Genomic DNA, 19,869 nt, shown 5'->3' with positions numbered 1-19,869 from the left:
AAATTGAGCCCTTCCTCTGATGCCGCGCTGCACCGGCGTGGACTTGCCATCACCGGCCTTGGCGGCCTTGCTCTCTCCTTCGACATTCCGCTCATCCGATCCGCCGGTGGCGAAGTCTGGTCGCTGCTCGCCGTGCGCAGTCTTTCGACTTTCGTGATCGGGCTCCTGGCATGGTTCGTGATCAACAAGGTACTTGGTCGCAAGATCTCGCTCATGCCGGGCAAGGCCGGACTGATTGTCGGCCTCTTTTACGGCATCAACTCGTGCACGTTCCTGCTCGCCGTCTTCAATACGTCGACGGCGAACGTCGTCTTCATCCTTGCGTTTACATCGATGTTTGCGGCCCTGCTCTCCTGGATATTTCTGAAGGAGCGCCCCTCCAACGCAACACTTGTGACAATGGGAGCAATGGTGCTCGGCGTCGGGCTGATCGTGCAGGACGGACTTGAGAGCGGTCATCTCTTCGGCGATGCGATGGCGGCAAGTTCCGCCTTCCTCTTGGCCAGCGCCATCACCATCAGCCGGGCAAGCGGCCGCGACATGGCTTTGGTTCCGCTGGTGACTGCCATCTTTCCAGCCGCAGTGGCACTTCTGATGCTACCTGCCGGTGGTTTTGCGATCGCAGCTCCGCAATACATCTTCTTCAACGGTTTGGTGATGATCCCGCTGGCGTTCTTCTGCCTGGCCACGGGCCCGCGGTTCCTGTCGGCACCGGAAGTGGGCATGTTCTATCTGCTCGAGACCATCCTGGCGCCAATCTGGGTCTGGCTGGTCTTTGCGGAAAGCCCGACGGCGCAAACGCTTGCGGGCGGCGCGATCCTGATCTTCGCGCTCATCGGTCATTCACTTTGGCAGATGCGCAGCCGGGCGGCCCGCGGCGCGGCACAGCCCTGCCCGGAATAGACTGCCGACACCTCGAGGCAGCGCTGGTATTGGACAACTGAGGTCGTCAGGTTGGCGTCACGCCGGCCTCCAGGGATTTCGGCGCATGGATGTGCATCGACCAGAGTTCGCGGTTCATCTCGATCCACGCGGCAGCGATGTCCAGAGGCGCGGGATTGCCGCACACGACCTCCCCGCCGCCGGCAGGCAGCCGCGAAACCAGGCAGGCCTCCTCCAGGATGCGCAGATGCTGCTCAAGCGCATCAGGCGTCACGGCAACGGCGGCCGCAACCTCGACAACCCGAGTTTCCCCCCCGAGCAATAGTTCGAAGATGCGACGGCGAATCGGATTTGCCAGGGCGAGGAGAATATCGTCGAGGGCAGCGGAATTCGGCATGGTCTTCATCCTGTTGGGATGGGTATTGATCCACGACCGCACGTTGCTTTCAAGCGCCGAAAACGGGGCATTCCTCTAAATTTCGCATTGCTTACGAAGTCGACGAGACCTGCCCGCGCAGCGAAGCCGCGCAGGCAGCGATGGATCAGCCGCTGAACTTTCCGCTGCGCGGGAAGCCCTTCGGCACCACGCGGCCAGCGGAGGCACGATCAGCCAGCCACTCGATCAGCTCGTCCTTGCTCTTGGTAAAGACGCGGCCGGCACTGTCTTCCCAGACGAGGCCGTCTGCGATCGCAAAGCAACGGATATCGGAAATGCCGCCATCCTTGTAGCGTTGCAGCCGGACGCCTTTGCCACGTGCCATCTCAGGGATCTGCACCAGCGGGAAGACGAGCATCTTGCGGTTTTCACCGACGACCGCAACGTGGTCGCCCTTGACCGGAATGACCAGCTTGGTTTCATCGGGCATGGCGACGTTCATCACCTGCTTGCCCTTGCGGGTGTTGGCAACGATCTCGCCTTCTGCAACCACGAAGCCATTACCGGCCGCCGACGAAACGATCAGCTTTCGGACAGGATCGTGCACGAACGCCGTCAGAACGTCCTGATCGTTTTCCATATCGACAATGATGCGCAACGGTTCGCCATGACCGCGACCGCCTGGCAGCTTGTCGCCGCCGAGCGTGTAGACCTTGCCGCCGGTGGTGAAGACCAGGATCTTGTCGGTGGTCTGGGCCGGGAATGCGACCTTCAGCGCATCGCCTTCCTTGAACTGCAGCGTCGAGGTATCGGAGATGTGGCCCTTCAGCGCGCGGATCCAGCCCTTTTCCGAGATGACGACGGTGATCGGCTCCTTCTCGATCATCGCCTGCTGGATGGCTTCAATATCGGCCTCCGGCGCATCGGCAAAGGTGCTGCGACGCTTGCCGATCTCGGTCGCCTTGGCGAACTTCTTCTTCACCTCGCCAATTTCCCAGGCGACGGTCTGCCACTGCTTCTCCTCGGAAGCGAGCAATGCCTCGATCTCCGCCTTTTCCTTCGACAGCGCGTCGAACTCGGTGCGGATCTCGAACTCTTCCAGCTTGCGCAAGGAGCGCAGCCGCATATTGAGGATCGACTCGGCCTGAAGGTCCGTGAGCGAAAACCGCTCCATCATCACGGCCTTCGGCTCGTCGTCCTCGCGGATGATGCGAATGACCTCGTCGATATTGAGATAGGCGACGAGGTAACCACCGAGGATTTCCAGGCGGCGATCGATCGCGGCCAGACGGTGACGCGAACGTCGCTGCAGGACATCGCGGCGGTGGGCGAGCCACTCCGAAAGCACTTCGTTGACCGCCATGACGCGCGGCACGCGCCCCATCGACAGCACGTTCATGTTCAGCGGAATACGGCTTTCGAGCTCGGTGAGCTTAAAGAGAGATTCCATCAGGATGCCGGCATCGACAGAACGGCTCTTCGGCACCAGCACGATACGGATGTCTTCGGCCGATTCGTCGCGGATGTCTTCCAGTAGTGGCAGTTTGCGCGCGACGAGAAGCTCGGCGATCTTCTCGATCAGCCGCGACTTCTGGACCTGGTAGGGGATCTCGGTGATGACGATCTGATAGCCGCCCCGCCCGAGCTCCTCGGACGCCCAGCGCGCCCGCACGCGAAAACCGCCGCGGCCGGTGCGATAGGCTTCCGCCATGCTCGCGCGGCTTTCGACGATGACGCCGCCAGTCGGGAAGTCCGGCCCCTCGATCCCACCCTTCTGCGGATTGGCCGGATCGTAGAGAAGGTCTTCGACGGTCGCCTCCGGATGGCGGATCAGGTGCAGCGCCGCATCGCAAAGCTCATGGGCGTTGTGCGGCGGGATCGACGTTGCCATGCCGACGGCAATGCCGGTCGCACCATTGGCAAGCAGGTTGGGGAAGGCTCCCGGGAGCACGGTCGGCTCCTGGTCTTCCTCGTTGTAGGTGGGTCGAAAGTCCACCGCGTCCTGATCGATACCCTCAAGTAGAAGCGAGGCGACATCGGTCATCTTCGCTTCGGTGTAACGCATGGCGGCAGCGTTATCGCCGTCGATATTGCCGAAGTTACCCTGGCCATCGACCAGCGGATAACGGATGGCAAATTCCTGGGAAAGCCGCACCAGTGCGTCGTAGATCGAGGCGTCGCCATGGGGGTGGAACTTACCCATGACGTCGCCGACGATGCGGGCGCATTTCTTGAACGACGTGTTCGGCCTCAGCCCCATCTCGCTCATGGCATGAACGATGCGACGATGCACCGGCTTCAGGCCGTCGCGGACATCAGGAAGCGCGCGATGCATGATGGTCGACAAGGCATAGGCCAGGTAACGCTCTTCCAGCGCCGCCTTCAGGTCAACCGGCTGAATATGATCGTCCCCGCCAGACGGGGGAGTAAGGCTTTGTCCCATATGTTCTTGCTAGCGCAACAAACCCGGAACATCAAGGATTTCAGGGGATCGCGCTGTGGAGAACCACATGGCGCCACCTATGCGCTATTGAAGGGCGCAGACCCGGTCCTGCAATGTTCGTGCAACGTCCAGACGGTTATGGCATGGGTGAGCGAGCGCCGTCGGTAACGTCCTGGAAAGCATCCGGGCGAGGAAGCGCGCGTGATTTCATCGAGCGAATATAATTTCGCCCTGTTTCGTATTAGGTTCGGCTGCTGTTGATTTGGATGATTTGCGAGGGGGACATTGCGGGACGCGAACTGACGGGAGGACGGGCCTCAGGCATGGCATATTTCGCCGGCCGATACGGCTATCTGCCTCAGTTGACGCAGCTTGCCGACATGAACCAGACTAGCGATGCCGCATCCTCGACACAGCTAAACAATCAGATATTTTCACGAAGGAACTCCACAATGATGCATACGCGCAAGATCCGCCTGATGATGGCCAGCGCCGCACTCCTGACCCTCACCGGCCCGGCCTTTGCGCTGGACGGCGCGGACCTGATGAAGAAGCTCGATGCGGCGATGAGTTCGAACGGCACCACGCTCACCTTCGACAAGGCCGAAGTCAGCGGCGACACCGTGACGGCCTCGGGCGTCCAGATCAAGCTCGCGGGCCAGCCCGGCGACGCGTTGAAGATCGGTGACATCACCTTCGAAGGCGTCGAGGAAACCGAAGGCGGCGGCTACTATGCCGAGACCGTTTCCTTCCCTGACGTCAACGTCGCACAGGATGAGGGCAGCCTCGCCGTCAAGGACATTCTCGTTTCGGGCCTGTCCATTCCGGCCAACCCGGCAGGCGGCACGCTCGACGATATCCTGCTTTACGAAAGCGCGAGCACCGGCCCGATCACGGTCAGCGCCAAGGGCAAGGAAGTCTTTTCGCTGGAAAGCAGTGAAGCAAACCTCGCCCGCCAGGAAAACGATGCCGGCTTTGACTTCGATGCAACCGCTGCCGGCCTCAGGGCAGACCTTTCGCAAATCGAAGACCCCAAGACCAAGGAGGCCATCGAAAAGCTTGGCCTGACCAAGCTGGATGGCGCGGTGACGATGAAGGGCAGCTGGGAAGTCGAAAGCGGCAACGTCGCGCTCGAGGAATACGCCTTCGACTTCAAGAATGTCGGCCGGCTGAACCTCGCTGTTGACATCTCTGGCTACACGCTTGCCTTCATGAAGTCGCTTCAGGAAGCCATGAAGTCCGCCGAAGCGAACCCCAACAAGGAAGAGGCCAATCAGGCGATGGGTCTCGCCATGATGGGGCTGATGCAGCAGCTGACCTTCAACAGCGCCGAAATCCGCTTCGACGACGCCTCGATCACCAAAAAGGCACTCGACTACGCGGGTTCGCAGCAGGGTGTGACGGGCGATCAGCTGGCGCAGTCGCTGAAGGGCCTCGTTCCGTTGATGATGGCGCAGCTCAACGTGCCGGAACTGCAAAACCAGGTATCGTCCGCAGTCAACACCTACCTCGACGGCCCGAAGAGCCTGACGATCAGCGCAGCACCGGAAAAGCCGGTTCCGTTCCCGATGATCATGGGCGCAGCAATGGGTGCGCCGAACACGATCCCTTCGGTTCTCGGCGTCAAGGTGACGGCAAACGATTGATCGGTAAAGCTCCGGCCTGAAAATCAGCGCCGGTGACTTCGCATGACCTGTCGGTCGTCGAAGTCGCCGGCGTTTCCGTATCCAGCACACAGCCCGGCTTCACGACACGCATGAAACAAGGGCCGCAGATACGGCGTTCGACGGCCACGATACCCAAGCACCCGTCTCATTCGGGCCGAGCAGCCAATCGCGTTTCGGATTGCCTCCTCGCAGCCGTGTCATATTCTTGCCGAGTGGCCGTTTTCGGTTGAAAACCCTTGTTTCGACGGCCTGTTTTACTTGCGCCGCCTTGCGCCTCGAAGACTGCACCGCCAGTATTATCCCCTGATCTGCTTCGAACGACCGCAGCTTTTTCTCGCATGCCCCATTCGCATGAAACGTCAACGGCGTTTTGCCTGACCATTCCGTACTGCACGCATTTTTCGACCACGCTGTAATCCCGGATGAAGAACAATTCAGATCCGGCAACCGTGAAAACTGTCGTTTTGTAGAACAGGCGCAAGATAGAGAACAGAAGACCGATATCGAGAGCCACACTCTCGCGAACATTGTTCTGAACGCCGAAACGCAAGTGCATTTATTCGTTTCTTTTCGACAGATCGGGCGTCAATGGCTGGATGGTTCCATCAATCGGTAAAGTTCAGAGAAGAGCTGTCGGAAGAAAGATTTGAGCCTGCGCGCGCCGACTATTATTCGGGACCACCGGGCAAGCCCCTGCGGCTTCTGCTTCAGGCACGAACTGATTTTCTGTCGATCTGGCGGAACAACGACTTTACGGAGAAGGTTTCCCAGATCCGGCTGATCGGGCGGCAGGTCATTCTGGTCAACTCGCCCGACCTCATCCGCCAGGTTGTCGTCAAACGTCATGAGAACTTCGAGCGCAAGAGCCCGCAGATGCGCCGCGCACTCGAATTCCTGCTGGGCGACGGCCTTTTCATCTCGGACGGCGACATCTGGAAACAGCGACGTCCCCTGGTCGCCGATATCGTCCATGCCAAAAGGGTGCCTGCCTTCGGTCCAGTCATGGAGCGCACGACCAGCGAACTGGTCGCGCGCTGGAACGGGATGCCGGACGGTGCGCAGGTCAACGCCCTGCACGAAATGGCTGGCCTGACCGCCGAGATCATTGCGCGCAGCGTCTTTGGAAACCAGCTCGGGGACGACAGCGCGGCGGCAGTCACCGACAGCTTCACCAGCTACCAGTCGCTGGTCGATTCGATCAATCTCGGCTACTTCCTCGGCTTCGACGATGGGCTCCCGATCTTGCGAACACCGACACTTCGCCGCTCGGTCAAGCGTATCCACCGTATCATCGACAAGGTGGTCGAGGATCACCTCGAAGGCCGCGGCGACCACAACTCCATGGTTGAGCTGTTGATCCGTCGCCAGCAGCGAAATCCTGAACTCAAGCTCGACCTGGTTGCCCTGCGCAACGAAGCGGCGACGATTTTCATGGCGGGTCATGAGACGACGGCCGCCACGCTCACCTGGGCCTGGTACCTCCTGTCCCGCGCCAAATGGGTGGAAAAGGCGCTCCATGACGAGATTGGCCGCGTCTGCGGCAATCGGGTGCCGACGATCGACGACGTGCCGCAGCTCGAATTGTGCAAGGCCATCATCGAGGAGACGCTTCGCCTCTACCCGCCCGTTCCCATTCTGGCGAGACAAACCCGTCAGGCAGAAATGATCGGCGATATCGCCGCGGAACGCGGCTCGCTCGTGCTGATCGTGCCTTGGCTTCTCCACCGGACGGAAAGCCTGTTCGAGGACCCGCATCATTTCCGCCCTGACCGGTTCATGGGGGGGCGTCGCCCAAAGCCCTATAGTTTCATTCCATTTGCCAGTGGGCCGCGCGTCTGCCCCGGCTTGCATTTCGGGCTCACGGAAGCAATTCTGTGCCTGGCGATCATCGCGCAGCAGTTTCGGGTAGCGGTCGTCGACGGCCACACGGTGGAGCCCATCTGCCGCCTGACGCTGCGACCAAAGGGCGGGCTTCCGGTCACCCTCCATCGACGGCAGAGGCCATCCCATGACCATTGAAGAACCGCAACGGGCCGAAAGAATTGCCAAGCGCAAGGCATGGACATTCGCCAGCCAAGAGCGCCCCTCCCTTGCGGATGCGCTTTCCGGCCGGGAGGGCTTGCGTGCCTTCTGGCGCTACTGGGTAACCGATAATCTCTGGAACCTCGCGCACCTCAGCGGGCATTTCGGCATGAAGCTCCTGCCGATGGATGCCTGTTCCAAGCTGGGTGCAGCGCTCGGTTTGTTTGCCATGCCGCGCTTCCACAAGGTGGCGTCGCGCCGAGCGCAGGAAACCATCCGCGCATTGCGGCCGGACCTCAACGAGACCGAGCAGCAGGAACTGTTTCGCGAAAACTGCCGAGCGCAGGGCCGGCTGATGACCGAGTTCTCCGTGGTGAACCGGTTGCAGAACAATCGCGATCGGCTGATATTCCACGGTCTCGACATCATCGATGATGCCGTCAAGGCCGGCCCGGTCATCATCGTCGGCATGCATCTCGGCAACTGGGAAGTTGGGCCAACCGTTCTTCAGAGGATCAACGTCCACCCCTATGCCTTCTACCTCCCGCCCAAGGGCCGGGCCAAAGCCTGGATCGCCGAGCGCGTTCGCAGCAAGGCGGGTTTGCGGTTCCTGCCGCCCGGCGCCGAAGGCATTCGCCCCGCGATCAAGATCCTGAAGAGCGGCGGCGTCGTCAGCACCTTCTGCGACGAAGGTTTTGGCGGCTTGATCCGTGGTCCGTTCTTCGACCGCAAGCCACATCTCGAAGGCAACCTCGCCATTGCCATCCGCCTCGCCCGCATGACCGGCGCCACCATCTGCCCGTGGTACAACCTGCGCGCCGACGGCTTCCGCTTCGAATGCCGGGCACTGCCCCCGATAAAGCTTCCGCCCGAGGACCGCCCCGGCGCCCGGCAGCTGGATGACATCCTGATGTTGAACAACGCGATCGAACCGATTATCCGGGCCAATCTCGACCAGTGGTACTTTCTCGACAATAGCCTTCGACCCGAGTGATCCGATCGGAACCTGGCAAGCCCGTCCTCAAGCCGGGCTTTTTCGCGCGAACACGTTCCATGTTATGATGGCCTCTGCTTGATGCACGAGCGCCGTCGCCTATCTACATTTCTCTGAAGACAAGACTTCATCCGGCATTCCTGACCGATCACACGGAAGGAGAACGTCATGGGACTGAAACATGCGGATATCACCGCCATTCTTGGCCCGGTCGACGAAACGCTGATGGCGGAGCTGCTGGCGACGGGAGCCAGTGCGGCAGAACTCGCCGAAGCAATCGCCTGGGTCAACAACGACGAGGCGCTGATCGGCGAAGGACGGCATCTGCCGGCTGGACGCGTCGCTGCGTTGATCGACATCCTGACGCCTGATGATGGCGAAGAGTAACGTGTTGAGCGGCAGCGCTTCCGATGAGGGCGCCACATTGACGATCGGTAGCGTCAGGGCCCTTTTCGATCGCGGGCCACGTGACTGCGAGTTTCGTGTTGAGGGAGGCCGACAATGACAGCCAAGGAAGTCAAATTCAGTAGCGACGCGCGCGACCGCATGCTGCGCGGCGTCGATATCCTTGCCAATGCCGTGAAAGTGACGCTCGGACCGAAGGGACGAAACGTCGTCATCGAAAAGTCCTATGGCCCCCCCCGGATCACCAAGGACGGCGTTTCCGTCGCCAAGGAAATCGAACTCGAAGACAAGTTCGAAAACATGGGCGCACAGATGCTGCGCGAGGTGGCATCGCGCACCAGTGATGTTGCGGGCGACGGAACGACGACGGCAACAGTCCTCGCGCAGGCGATCGTCAAGGAGGGGGTCAAGGCGATCGCTTCCGGGATGAATCCGATGGACCTGAAGCGCGGCATTGACCTGGCCGTAGACGCAATCGTCACCGAGCTCAAAGTCCGCGCCCGCAAGATCGCCAATAACGAGGAGATCGCGCAGGTCGGCACCATATCCGCCAACGGCGACACGGAGATCGGCCGTTACCTCGCCGAGGCGATGGAGAAGGTCGGCAATGAAGGAGTCATTACCGTAGAAGAGGCCAAGACTGCCGAGATCGAGCTGGAGATCGTCGAGGGCATGCAGTTCGACCGAGGCTATCTCTCGCCCTATTTCATCACCGACCAGCAGAAGATGCGGGTCGAATTCGAAGATCCCTACATCCTCATCTACGAAAAGAAGCTTTCCAACCTGCAGGCGATGATCCCGATTCTCGAATCGGTGATCCAGGCGAGCCGCCCGCTTCTCATCATTGCAGAGGATGTCGAAGGCGAGGCCTTGGCAACACTTGTCGTCAACAAGCTGCGTGGCGGCCTCAAGATCGCTGCCGTCAAGGCGCCGGGTTTCGGCGACCGGCGCAAGGCGATCCTCGAGGATATCGCGGTGCTGACCGGCGGTACGGTCGTTTCCGAAGATGTCGGCATCAAGCTTGAGAATGTCACGCTTGAAACGCTCGGTCGTGCCAAACGGGTGATGATCGAGAAGGAAAACACCACCATCGTCGACGGTGCCGGCAGCAAGGCCGACATCGGCGCACGGGTCAGCCAGATCAAAGCGCAGATCGAGGAAACAACCTCCGACTACGATCGGGAAAAACTGCAGGAACGACTTGCCAAGCTTTCGGGCGGCGTGGCCGTCATCCGGGTCGGAGGCTCCAGCGAACTGGAGGTGAAGGAAAAGAAGGACCGGGTGGACGACGCGTTGCATGCCACCCGTGCGGCCGTCGAAGAGGGCATCCTGCCAGGCGGCGGTGTCGCCCTGCTTCGGGTGGTCGGTGCGCTGGACGGCATCAAGGTTGCCAACCAGGATCAGCGGGTCGGCATAGAGATCGTCCGGCGCGCGGTGGAGATGCCGGTGCGCCAGATTGCCGAGAATGCCGGCGCCGAAGGTTCGATCATCGTCGGCAGGCTGCGTGAGAAAACCGACTTCGCCTATGGCTGGAATGCACAGACGGGCGAATACGGTGATCTCTTCAAGATGGGCGTCATCGATCCGGCCAAGGTGGTGCGCGCAGCGCTTCAGGACGCTGCCTCCGTTGCCGGGCTTCTTGTGACCACCGAAGCGATGATCGCCGAGAAGCCGAAGAAGGATGGCGCCGCACAACCGCCCAACGGTGCGGGCATGGATTTCTGAGAAGCGGGGCCGAGTGCCATAGGTTGCGGACCGGCCAGCTCAGGCCGAGGAGCGGGACTGCCGTGAACTCAGGCCGCGCCCCGGCAGTGACGCGCGACCTCGGCAATGGCAAAATCGGCAATCGGCAAGAGATCCGCCTCTCCGGCTCCGTCCTGAGCCTGCACCGTCATTCCTTGCAGGATGGCGCCGATAAAGCGAGCAAGCCCGGCCGCATCCGTATGCTCTTGCAATTCGCCTACTTCGATGCCGCGGCGAAGCCGCGCTTCGAGCGCCGCGAGTGTCTGACTGCGAAGAGCGGTCACGTGGCGGGCGATCGCGTCATTTTCGACAGCGCATGTCAAAACGGCGGTCGAGATCATGCAGCCTTTCGGCCGACCGGGAAGCGAAAACTCATGGGCTGAAATCCGAAGAAGCCTCGCAATAGCATCGACCACGTGCCCTTCACGGTTCAGGCTCCGGCCGGCCGCCGCCCCTTCCTCCTGCCGATAGCGCTCAAGCGCCTCGCGATAGAGCTCCGCCTTGGAGACGAAGGCCGCATAGAGGCTCTGCGGCGTAATCCCCATGGCTGCGGTCAGATCGGCAATCGATGCCCCCTCGTATCCCAGTCGCCAAAAGGTTTCTCCGGCGGCCGCAAGCGCAACATCGCGGTCGAAAGCACGTGGTCGTCCACGCCGGCGGGTAGATGATTCCAACAAACTGCTATTTTTCACAACGATCACTCTAGAATTAGAATCGCATCTGACATATTCAGGAACGGTCATTGTGATTATAGGAGGTTTTCCACGATGAGTCTCCACCTCAAGAGTGCTGCCCTGGTCTCCGCGCTGCTCGCCTTTCCGGCACTTGCCGACGATCACGGCCAATCGGCACTCAAAGCGCAGCTCGACCCGGTGATCGATCGAGCGATTGCCGAAAAGCGCATTGTCGGCACCGTCGTTCTCGTCGCTCGCGATGGCGAACTTGTTTATGCCAGAGCTGCGGGCCTTGCCGACCGGGAAGCGAACCGTGCCGCGCACCAGAACGATATCTTCCGCTTTGCCTCGGTGACCAAGCCGTTGGTAACGGTGACAGCGATGCGGCTTGTCGAACAGGGACGCATCAAACTGGACGATCCCGTCAGCAAATGGCTTCCGGATTTCCGGCCCAACTTCGAGGGCAGCGAGGCGCCGATCCTGGTGCGCCACCTCCTCAACCATACCGCCGGGCTCGAGTACGGCTTCTTCCAGCCGCCAGGCGGTTCCTACTTGAAGGCCGGCGTTTCCGATGGGCTCGATCTCTCCGGCATCACCCTGGACGAGAATCTGAAGCGTATCGCCACCGTTCCGCTCGCATCGCGACCGGGCGAGACCTGGCGCTATTCCGTGGCGATCGACGTGCTCGGCGCCGTCATCGAGAAAGCCACAGGCAAGACGCTGGACAAGGCTGTCGACGAACTGGTCGTGACGCCGCTGGCACTGGCCGACACCGGGTTTTCGGTGAAACAGACGGACAGGCTGACCGCAGCCTACTTCGATGGCTCGCCCGCGCCGGCCCGAATGGAGGGTAACGTGGCCGTACCGATCGGCGAGGGCAAGGTGCTCTTCTCGCCCGACCGCATCCTCGACGCCCATGCCTTCCCCTCTGGCGGCGCCGGCATGGCGGGGACCGCGAACGACCTGCTGACGTTCCTGGAAACGATCCGCAAGGGCGGCGGGCCACTGCTCTCGCCGGAAACGGTCAGCACTATGATGCAGGACCACACCGGCCCCAAGGCGGAAACACAGGGTCCCGGCTGGGGCTTTGGCTACGGCTGGGCCGTGCTCGTCGATCCCGCGGCGGCCGGCACGCCGCAGTCCAAGGGCACGATCCAGTGGGGCGGCGCCTATGGCCACAACTGGTTCGTCGACCCGGTCGAAAACATCACGGTGGTGGCGCTGACCAACACGGCGTTCGAAGGCATGTGGGGCCAGTTTACCCGGGATGTGCGCGACGCCGTCTACGCCAAGCCCTGAGCTTGCACCCAGGTAGAAATGAAAAGACCCGGCGGTGAAGGCAACCGCCGGGTCTTTTGTTTCTCAGTCTGTGAAGACCTTAGTCCTTCTTCTGCGGGATCGGGCGAAGCGCCAGTTCACGCAGCTGCGCCGGCGTCGCCTCGGACGGCGCGCCCATCAGGAGGTCGACGGCCTGCTGGTTCATCGGGAAGATCGAGATCTCGCGCAGGTTCTTGGCACCGACCAAGAGCATGACGACGCGGTCGATGCCGAAGGCCATGCCGCCATGCGGCGGCGCGCCGTACTGGAACGCACGGTAGAGACCACCGAACTGCTCTTCGACTTCCTGCTGCGACTTGCCGGTCAGCTCGAACGCCTTGACCATGACTTCCGGCAGCTGGTTACGGATCGAACCGGACGCGATCTCGAAGCCGTTGCAGACCATGTCGTACTGGTAGGCCTTGAGCGACAGCGGATCTTCGCTGTTCAGCGCCTCGAGGCCACCCTGCGGCATCGAGAAGGGGTTGTGGGCGAAATCGATCTTCTTTTCGTCTTCCAGCCATTCGTAGAACGGGAAGTCGACGATCCAGCAGAATTCAAAGCGATCACGGTCGACGAGGTTCAGCTCCTCGCCTGCCCGCGTGCGGGCCTCACCCGCAAACTTGTAGAACTTCGACGGATCGCCGGCGACGAAGAAGCAGGCATCGCCGTCATCGAGACCGAGCTGCGTGCGGATCGCATCGGTGCGCTCCTCGCCGATATTCTTGGCAAGCGGGCCAGCGCCTTCGAGCTTTTCGCCTTCCTTGCGCCAGAAGATGTAGCCGAGGCCTGGCTGGCCCTGGCTCTGCGCCCAGGCATTCATGCGGTCGCAGAAGGCGCGCGAACCACCGGTCTTGGCCGGGATTGCCCAGACTTCGACCTTCGGGTTCGACGCGATCATGTTGGCGAAGACCTTGAAGCCCGAGCCGGCGAAGTGCTCGGTAACGGCCTGCATCTCGATCGGGTTGCGCAGGTCCGGCTTGTCGGAGCCGTATTTGCGGATCGCCGTGTCGTAAGGAATCCGCGGGAACTTTTTCGTCACCGGCTTGCCGTCGGCAAACTCGACGAAGATGTCGCGGATGACAGGCTCCATCGTCGTCCAGACGTCTTCCTGCTCGACGAAGCTCATTTCGAGGTCGAGCTGGTAGAACTCGCCCGGCAGGCGGTCGGCGCGCGGGTCTTCATCGCGGAAGCACGGCGCGATCTGGAAATAGCGGTCGAAACCGGCAACCATCAGGAGCTGCTTGTACTGCTGCGGCGCCTGCGGCAGGGCGTAGAAGCTGCCGGGATGGATGCGCGACGGCACGAGGAAGTCGCGTGCGCCTTCCGGCGACGAGGCCGTCAGGATCGGGGTGGTGTATTCGGTGAAGCCGACTTCGCCCATGTGGCGGCGCATCGACGAGATGATCTGCGTGCGCTTGACGATGTTCTTGTGCAGCGTGTCGCGGCGCAGGTCGAGGAAGCGGTACTTCAGGCGCACATCTTCCGGATAATCCGGCTCGCCGAAGACCGGCAGCGGCAATTCCTTGGCGGCAGAAAGAACCTCGATCTCCTGGGCGTAGAGCTCGATTTCGCCCGTCGGCATGCCCTTGTTGACGGTGTCGTCCATGCGGGCCTTGACGAGGCCGTCGATGCGCACGACCCATTCGCCACGAACCGTTTCGGCCGCCTTGAAGGCGGGGCTGTCGGGATCGGCGACGACCTGGGTGATGCCGTAGTGGTCACGCAGATCGATGAAAAGCAAGCCGCCATGGTCGCGGACGCGGTGGACCCAACCGGAGAGGCGAACGGTGGAGCCGACATCCGACTTGCGGAGGGCGGCACAGGTGTGGCTGCGGTAGCGGTGCATCGTGTTATCCCGGAATTGCAAAGCGCCGCGCAGGCCGGAACGGCGCGCGGCAACATGATCAAAATCGGGCGGAAAAGCGCATGATGCGCCGGCTTTGTCAAGCCGAGACGTCTGCGTTCCCTTCGGGAAGCGTCGCCGACGGCGGACAAATTCGCCCCTGTTCACGGGCTGAAGACAAGGCTTTCGCTCAAACGGCGCGAAAAGAACGGATATCGTCACAATTCGCGACTGTGCGCCATCCGAATGCGCCGTTACACATATTGCGTCCGCCTTTATCCCGACTCGCGAGCCCTTCGGAAGTCGCCTGCCCCATGTCGCAAATTCGTCCGCTCATTCCGCTTCTTGTCACCGCAGGCATCCTCATCGGTGGCAACGGACTGCAAGGCACGTTCATCTCGCTCAGAGCGCTGGAAGAAGGCTTCTCGACATCGCTGATCGGTGTCATCGGCGCCGGCTACAATATCGGCTTCGCGCTTGGCTGCATCTATGTCACCCGCATCCTGCGCTCGATCGGGCATATCCGCACGTTCTCGGCGATGGCAGCAATCGCATCGGCGGCGGCGATCGCCATGGTGCTCGTCATCAACCCGTTCATGTGGTTCCTGATGCGGCTGGTCGCCGGTATCGCCTTCGCCTGTCTTTTTGCGACCGTTGAGAGCTGGCTGAACGCCAGCGTCACCAATACGAATCGCGCGCGGACGCTGTCCGTCTATCGCCTGGTCGATCTCGGCTCGGTTACCGCGGCCCAATACATCATTCCTGGCATCGGGATCGGCGGCTTCGAACTCTTTGCCATCATCTCGATGGCATTGACCCTGTCGCTCGTGCCTATTTCCTTTGCCGACCGGTCGAGCCCGGTAGCGCCGGAGGCGATCCGCTTCGACGTCAGGGCGCTCTGGAACATCTCACCGCTCGCGACCGTCGGGTGCATCGTCGTCGGCCTGACCAATGCCGCCTTCCGCTCCCTTGGCCCGATCTACGCGCAAGGGATCGGGCTGTCCGTCACGGCGATCGCCACCTTCATGAGCGCCGGCATCATCGGTGGCGTCGTCTTGCAATACCCGCTCGGCCACTACTCCGATCAGATCGACCGGCGCCTGATCATCCTGATTGCCACCTTCGGGTCCTTGCTCGCTGGGCTTTTCCTCGCCTTCGGCGCCGGCAACGACGAGTTGCTGAACTTCGCCGGCATCTTCCTGTTCGGCGCTTTCGCCATGCCGCTCTATTCGCTGTGCTCGGCTCATGCCAACGACCACGCGGCGGAAGGCCAGCATGCGCTGGTCTCCGCGGGCATGCTGTTCTTCTGGTCGCTCGGTGCGATCATCGGCCCGCTGTTTGCCTCCTTCCTGCTCGAAATCTTCGGCCCGCAGGCGCTGTTCATCTATACCGCCGCCATCCTCTTCCTCTTCATGCTCTATACAATCAGGCGCATGACGGCCCGCAGCGGCGTGCCGACGGAAGCCCGAGCCATGCCGTTTCGCAACCTGCTGCGGACGTCGTCCTTCTTCAACAAGCTCGCGGGTGGAAGCCAACCGCGCAAGGACGACTGAACCCCTGCGGCAAGATGTGCCTGCGCGAGCGAATTGCTGATTGCGACGATCAGGTTTAGAACCTGACCTGTCGTCCCATCCAGTTGCCGAGATTGCCAGAATGTCCCTGATCAGCCGCCGCACGTTCCTCCAGGGCTCCGCCGCTTTGGGTGGCGCCTTCGCGCTCGGCGCGGGCATGGCGGCACGCGCCGGCGCTGCGCCCGATCCGCAGATCCTGACGGCGCAATTGACCGAGGCGCAGATCGCCGCAGACGGCGTTACGCCCAAGGTCATGACCTATGGGCTCGGGGACTCTGTCAGCAACGGCATGCCGCCCGTGCTGAGGATGCGCATGGGCGAACCCTACGCGGCAAGACTGATGAACAGGCTCGACGAGCCGACGACCGTGCATTGGCACGGGCTTCGCATCCCCAACGCCATGGACGGCGTCCCGGAGATGACCCAGCCTTATGTCTATCCGGGCGATCCCTTCGACTACGTCTTCACGCCGCCGGACGCCGGCACGTTCTGGTACCACCCGCACTGCAACACGCTGACCCAGATGGGAAGCGGGCTCACCGGTGTCATCGTCGTCGAAAACCCTGACGATCCCGTGTTCGACGCCGAGATCGTCTTGAACCTGCGCGACTGGCGGCTCGGCAAGGGCGGCGCATTCATCGACCCGTTCAAGCCGCGCGATGCCGCGCGCGGCGGCACCTACGGCACGGTGCGCACCACCAACTGGCAGCAGGAGCCGAGCTATGACGCGCCGGCCGGCGGCCTCGTCAGGGTCCGGATTGCCGCAACGGACGTCACGCGGATCTATACGCTCGGGCTGGAGGGCGCGGACGCCATGGTCGTGGCGCTGGACGCCAACCCGCTCGACAAGCCCTTCCCTCTCGACCGCTACAACGTCGGCCCCGGTCAGCGCATCGACCTCGTCGTCAGGATGCCGGACAGCGAGGGCGCCACGGTGAAGCTCGGCAATCTGCGCGGCTCGCATCCCTGGACGATCGCAAGCTTCCGCGCGGCGGGGCCATCCTTGAAACGCGATATCCGCGATGTCTCAGCCCTGCCCGCCAATCCGATCGCCGAGGCGGACCTGTCGGTTGCCACGCGCATTCCGATCGACCTGACGGCCACCGCCGAACACAAGGCGACACCCTCGATCTGCGGCTCGCTCGGCTACACCTTCTGGGCGATCAACAAGGTGCCGTGGCCGGGCGACACGCCCGATCCGATCGCGCCGATCGAGGAGATGAAGCTCGGCAAGAGCTATGTGATGCAGATCGCCAACCGGACGCCACATGCCCATCCGATCCATCTGCACGGCATGAGCTTCCGCATTCTAAGCTCGAACAAGCGGACATTCCTGCCGCCGCCGACCGACACCATCCTGCTTTTGCCCGACGAACAGGCGGAAATTGCGCTTGTTGCCGACAATCTTGGCGACTGGGTGTTCCACTGCCACATCATCGAGCATCAGAAGACCGGCATGACCGGTTATTTCAAGGTGGTCTGAGAATTTCGATTGTGACGGATGGCACGAAGGGCTACACGAAAAACCTAGCCGCATTTTTGCCACAGTGATTTAAATCCGATGATTGAAACAACCGCAGATCTAGAGGCCGCCTGCCAGCAGCTGGCCCGCTCAAGTTATATTACGATCGACACGGAATTCCTGCGTGAGACCACCTTCTGGCCGGAGCTTTGCCTGATCCAGATGGCGAACCCGGATATGGCCGTCATCGTCGATCCGATGGCCAAGGGCATCGACCTCGCGCCGTTCTTTGCGCTGATGGCCAACCCTGACGTGATCAAGGTGTTCCATGCCGCGCGCCAGGATATCGAGATCATTTTCCATCTCGGCAACCTGATCCCGCACCCGATTTTCGACACCCAGGTCGCCGCCATGGTCTGCGGCTTCGGCGACAGCGTCTCCTACGACCAGCTCGTCAACCGGATCAAGGGCGAGCAGATCGACAAGTCCTCGCGCTTTACCGACTGGAGCCGACGCCCGCTGACCGAGAAACAGCTCGATTACGCGCTGGCCGACGTCACGCATCTGCGCGACGTCTATCAGCACCTGAACGCGCAGCTCGAGCGCGAAGGCCGTTCGCTGTGGCTGTCGGAGGAAATGGCCATCCTCGAAGCCAAAGACACCTACGACCTGCATCCCGATGACGCCTGGCAACGCCTGAAGATGCGCGTCAAGAAGCCCATCGAACTTGCCGTTCTGCAGAAGGTTGCGGCCTGGCGCGAGCGTGAGGCGCGCAATCGCAACGTTCCCCGCGGTCGCATCCTCAAGGACGATGCGATCTATGAAGTGGCACAACAGCAGCCGAAGGATTCCGAGGCACTGGCGCGGCTGCGAACGATCCCGAAGGGCTGGGAGCGCTCGAGCGCGGGAGCAGCGCTGACCGAGGCGGTCAACGAAGCGCTTGCTATTCCCAAGACCGACCTGCCACGCTTGCCGCGACAGAACCACACGCCCGAAGGTGCTGCCGCCGCCACCGAAATGCTCAAGGTGCTGTTGAAGCTGATCGCCGAGAAACAGGGTGTGGCTGCCAAGATCATCGCCAACAGCGACGATCTCGACAAGATCGCCGCCGAGGGCGAGAAGGCCGACGTCGGCGCGCTGAAAGGTTGGCGGCGTGAGCTGTTCGGCGATACGGCGCTGAAATTGATCAACGGCGAAGTGGCTCTGCGCTTCGTCGACAAGAAGATCGAAGCGATGGAAATCGGCGACTGAAGGCGCGCGGGCGGACAACAATCTTCCGCCCGAATCCGGCTCTAGCCAAGGCCCCTTGGCGCCACCGATTCGCAATCCTAGGGATCGCGAATCGGCGCGCTGACGCGACACGGTACAACCACGTTGGCCGACGTGCCCCTTCTTCCGTTATCGGGTTCCGAGGCCTTTCCGCATGCGCTGGCGTTTCTCCACTTTCGAAGGACTTCTCCTGCTGCTGGTCGTTGCTGCGGCCGGCGCCGTCTACGCGTGGATTGTTTATGGGACAGGTTGGCTGATCGGCGCGACCTATGCACTGTTCATGTGCACGCCGATCATTGCATTCGAGCGCCGCATCATTTTCCGGCGTCTCAATCGACGGATCCATACCTTCTCGACACCGGTCTTCTTCGTCGCCTCGCTCGCAATCTATTTCGTGCTGCTCGATATCGGTTACGCAGCCGCCGGCCTGATCATGGGGATGAGCGGTGTGATGAACGATCACTGGATGGAGGCGATGCTGCCGTCCAAGACGGTTCTGCTCTTTGCATTGGCCATCTCGGGCTCGCTCGTCTTCATCCTCAGGGTCCGTGAACTGCTCGGGCGCGACGTCTTCCTAAGCCTGCTGACCGGGCGCTACCGCAGGCCGGTCCAGGAAGAGCGTGTCTTCCTGTTCATCGATCTCGCCGGTTCGACCTCCTATGCCGAGCGCAATGGCGACCTGCGGATGCAGGAATACCTCGGCAAGCTGTTCGCGACGATCGCAGATCCGGTTCTGCGCTATCGCGGATCGATCGACGACTATGTGGGAGACGCTGCAGTCATCACCTGGCCCTTCGACCGGGCCACAAACAACGCAGCTTGCATCCATTGCGTCTTCGACATTCTGGAGATGATCGACGCGGACGCGCACCGCTGGCAGAAGGAATTCGGCGAGGTTCCGCGTCTGCGTGCGGCTCTCCATGGGGGAACCATCGTCGCGGCCGAGATCGGCCTCGACCGCCACAAGATCACCTATTTCGGCGACACGGTGAACACGACGGCCCGGCTTGAAGGCTTCTGCAAGACGTTGAACCATCAAGTTCTCATTTCCGCCGACCTTGCTCGCAAGATGCGACTGCCTCACTATGTGCGTGTCGAGGATCTCGGTGAGCACGCCGTCAAGGGACGCGGACAGAAGCTCGGCGTGCTGGCGCTTCGCGCCGGGGGTGCGCCGGCGCCGCAACTGGCCAGCTAGCCT

The 19,869-nt window shown here is 61.7% G+C and carries 16 protein-coding genes; 11 read left to right on the top strand and 5 right to left on the bottom strand.

Annotated elements, in window-relative coordinates:
* Positions 1-3: 3 nt before the first annotated feature.
* The gene (locus AC1Q80_RS23440; protein WP_209791220.1) at positions 4-903 is read left to right on the top strand and encodes a DMT family transporter; all 900 of its coding nucleotides are present in this window, start codon (positions 4-6) and stop codon (positions 901-903) included.
* 46 nt (positions 904-949) lie between these two features.
* Here AC1Q80_RS23440 and AC1Q80_RS23435 read toward each other — a convergent pair whose 3' ends face one another.
* Both AC1Q80_RS23435 and parC read right to left on the bottom strand, forming a co-directional pair.
* Entirely contained in the window at positions 950-1,288 is a 339-nt protein-coding gene (locus tag AC1Q80_RS23435; protein WP_492362017.1) for a helix-turn-helix domain-containing protein, read from the bottom strand.
* Between the two features lie 136 nt (positions 1,289-1,424).
* Entirely contained in the window at positions 1,425-3,701 is a 2,277-nt protein-coding gene (parC, locus tag AC1Q80_RS23430) for a DNA topoisomerase IV subunit A (protein WP_173419620.1), read from the bottom strand.
* A 452-nt stretch (positions 3,702-4,153) separates the two neighbouring features.
* On the opposite strand from parC, the gene AC1Q80_RS23425 reads away from it, so the two are divergent.
* Positions 4,154-5,347 carry an aq_1923 C-terminal domain gene (locus AC1Q80_RS23425; protein ID WP_209791218.1) on the top strand — a complete coding sequence of 398 codons (1,194 nt, stop codon included), beginning with the start codon at positions 4,154-4,156 and terminating at the stop codon, positions 5,345-5,347.
* A 166-nt stretch (positions 5,348-5,513) separates the two neighbouring features.
* On the opposite strand, the gene AC1Q80_RS23420 is transcribed toward AC1Q80_RS23425, so the two are convergent.
* A complete protein-coding gene (locus tag AC1Q80_RS23420; protein ID WP_492362016.1) occupies positions 5,514-5,924 on the bottom strand; it encodes a hypothetical protein in 411 nt (136 codons plus the stop codon).
* A gap of 32 nt (positions 5,925-5,956) precedes the next feature.
* Here AC1Q80_RS23420 and AC1Q80_RS23415 point away from each other — a divergent pair, with 32 nt between their 5' ends.
* The 4 genes from AC1Q80_RS23415 (at position 5,957) to groL (ending at position 10,514) form a co-directional block, all read left to right on the top strand.
* Positions 5,957-7,387 carry a cytochrome P450 gene (locus AC1Q80_RS23415; RefSeq protein ID WP_492362015.1) on the top strand — a complete coding sequence of 477 codons (1,431 nt, stop codon included), beginning with the start codon at positions 5,957-5,959 and terminating at the stop codon, positions 7,385-7,387.
* Entirely contained in the window at positions 7,377-8,384 is a 1,008-nt protein-coding gene (locus AC1Q80_RS23410) for a lysophospholipid acyltransferase family protein (RefSeq protein WP_209791215.1), read from the top strand. Before AC1Q80_RS23415 ends, AC1Q80_RS23410 begins: the two co-directional genes overlap by 11 nt.
* A gap of 168 nt (positions 8,385-8,552) precedes the next feature.
* Complete coding sequence (locus tag AC1Q80_RS23405) at positions 8,553-8,771, top strand: hypothetical protein (RefSeq protein ID WP_025426507.1); 219 nt, start codon at positions 8,553-8,555, stop codon at positions 8,769-8,771.
* 114 nt (positions 8,772-8,885) lie between these two features.
* Positions 8,886-10,514, top strand: coding sequence for a chaperonin GroEL (gene groL, locus AC1Q80_RS23400; RefSeq protein WP_173419615.1), 1,629 nt, complete (start codon positions 8,886-8,888; stop codon positions 10,512-10,514).
* Positions 10,515-10,582: 68 nt separating this feature from the next.
* Here groL and AC1Q80_RS23395 read toward each other — a convergent pair whose 3' ends face one another.
* Positions 10,583-11,233 (bottom strand): TetR/AcrR family transcriptional regulator, encoded by a 651-nt coding sequence (locus AC1Q80_RS23395; RefSeq protein ID WP_492362014.1) that lies wholly within the window; start codon positions 11,231-11,233, stop codon positions 10,583-10,585.
* A 66-nt stretch (positions 11,234-11,299) separates the two neighbouring features.
* Here AC1Q80_RS23395 and AC1Q80_RS23390 point away from each other — a divergent pair, with 66 nt between their 5' ends.
* Positions 11,300-12,505: a serine hydrolase domain-containing protein gene (locus AC1Q80_RS23390; protein ID WP_492362013.1), complete on the top strand. Its 1,206-nt coding sequence runs from the start codon at positions 11,300-11,302 to the stop codon at positions 12,503-12,505.
* 79 nt (positions 12,506-12,584) lie between these two features.
* Here AC1Q80_RS23390 and aspS read toward each other — a convergent pair whose 3' ends face one another.
* Entirely contained in the window at positions 12,585-14,372 is a 1,788-nt protein-coding gene (aspS, locus tag AC1Q80_RS23385; RefSeq protein ID WP_492362012.1) for an aspartate--tRNA ligase, read from the bottom strand.
* A gap of 311 nt (positions 14,373-14,683) precedes the next feature.
* On the opposite strand from aspS, the gene AC1Q80_RS23380 reads away from it, so the two are divergent.
* The 4 genes from AC1Q80_RS23380 to AC1Q80_RS23365 all read left to right on the top strand — a co-directional run bounded on the left by AC1Q80_RS23380 (position 14,684) and on the right by AC1Q80_RS23365 (position 19,866).
* A complete protein-coding gene (locus tag AC1Q80_RS23380; RefSeq protein WP_173419611.1) occupies positions 14,684-15,922 on the top strand; it encodes an MFS transporter in 1,239 nt (412 codons plus the stop codon).
* A 100-nt stretch (positions 15,923-16,022) separates the two neighbouring features.
* Positions 16,023-17,423, top strand: a complete 1,401-nt coding sequence (locus tag AC1Q80_RS23375; protein ID WP_492362011.1) for a multicopper oxidase family protein — start codon at positions 16,023-16,025, stop codon at positions 17,421-17,423.
* Between the two features lie 78 nt (positions 17,424-17,501).
* Positions 17,502-18,653, top strand: coding sequence for a ribonuclease D (gene rnd, locus AC1Q80_RS23370; RefSeq protein ID WP_173419609.1), 1,152 nt, complete (start codon positions 17,502-17,504; stop codon positions 18,651-18,653).
* 172 nt (positions 18,654-18,825) lie between these two features.
* Complete coding sequence (locus tag AC1Q80_RS23365; protein ID WP_209791209.1) at positions 18,826-19,866, top strand: adenylate/guanylate cyclase domain-containing protein; 1,041 nt, start codon at positions 18,826-18,828, stop codon at positions 19,864-19,866.
* Positions 19,867-19,869: the final 3 nt, after the last annotated feature.

The sequence above is a fragment of the Ensifer sp. GW823-FHT05D09 genome (genome assembly GCF_058795755.1).
The sequence above is the reverse complement of the archived record's forward strand: the minus strand, read 5'-3'. Positions and strand labels throughout refer to the sequence as shown.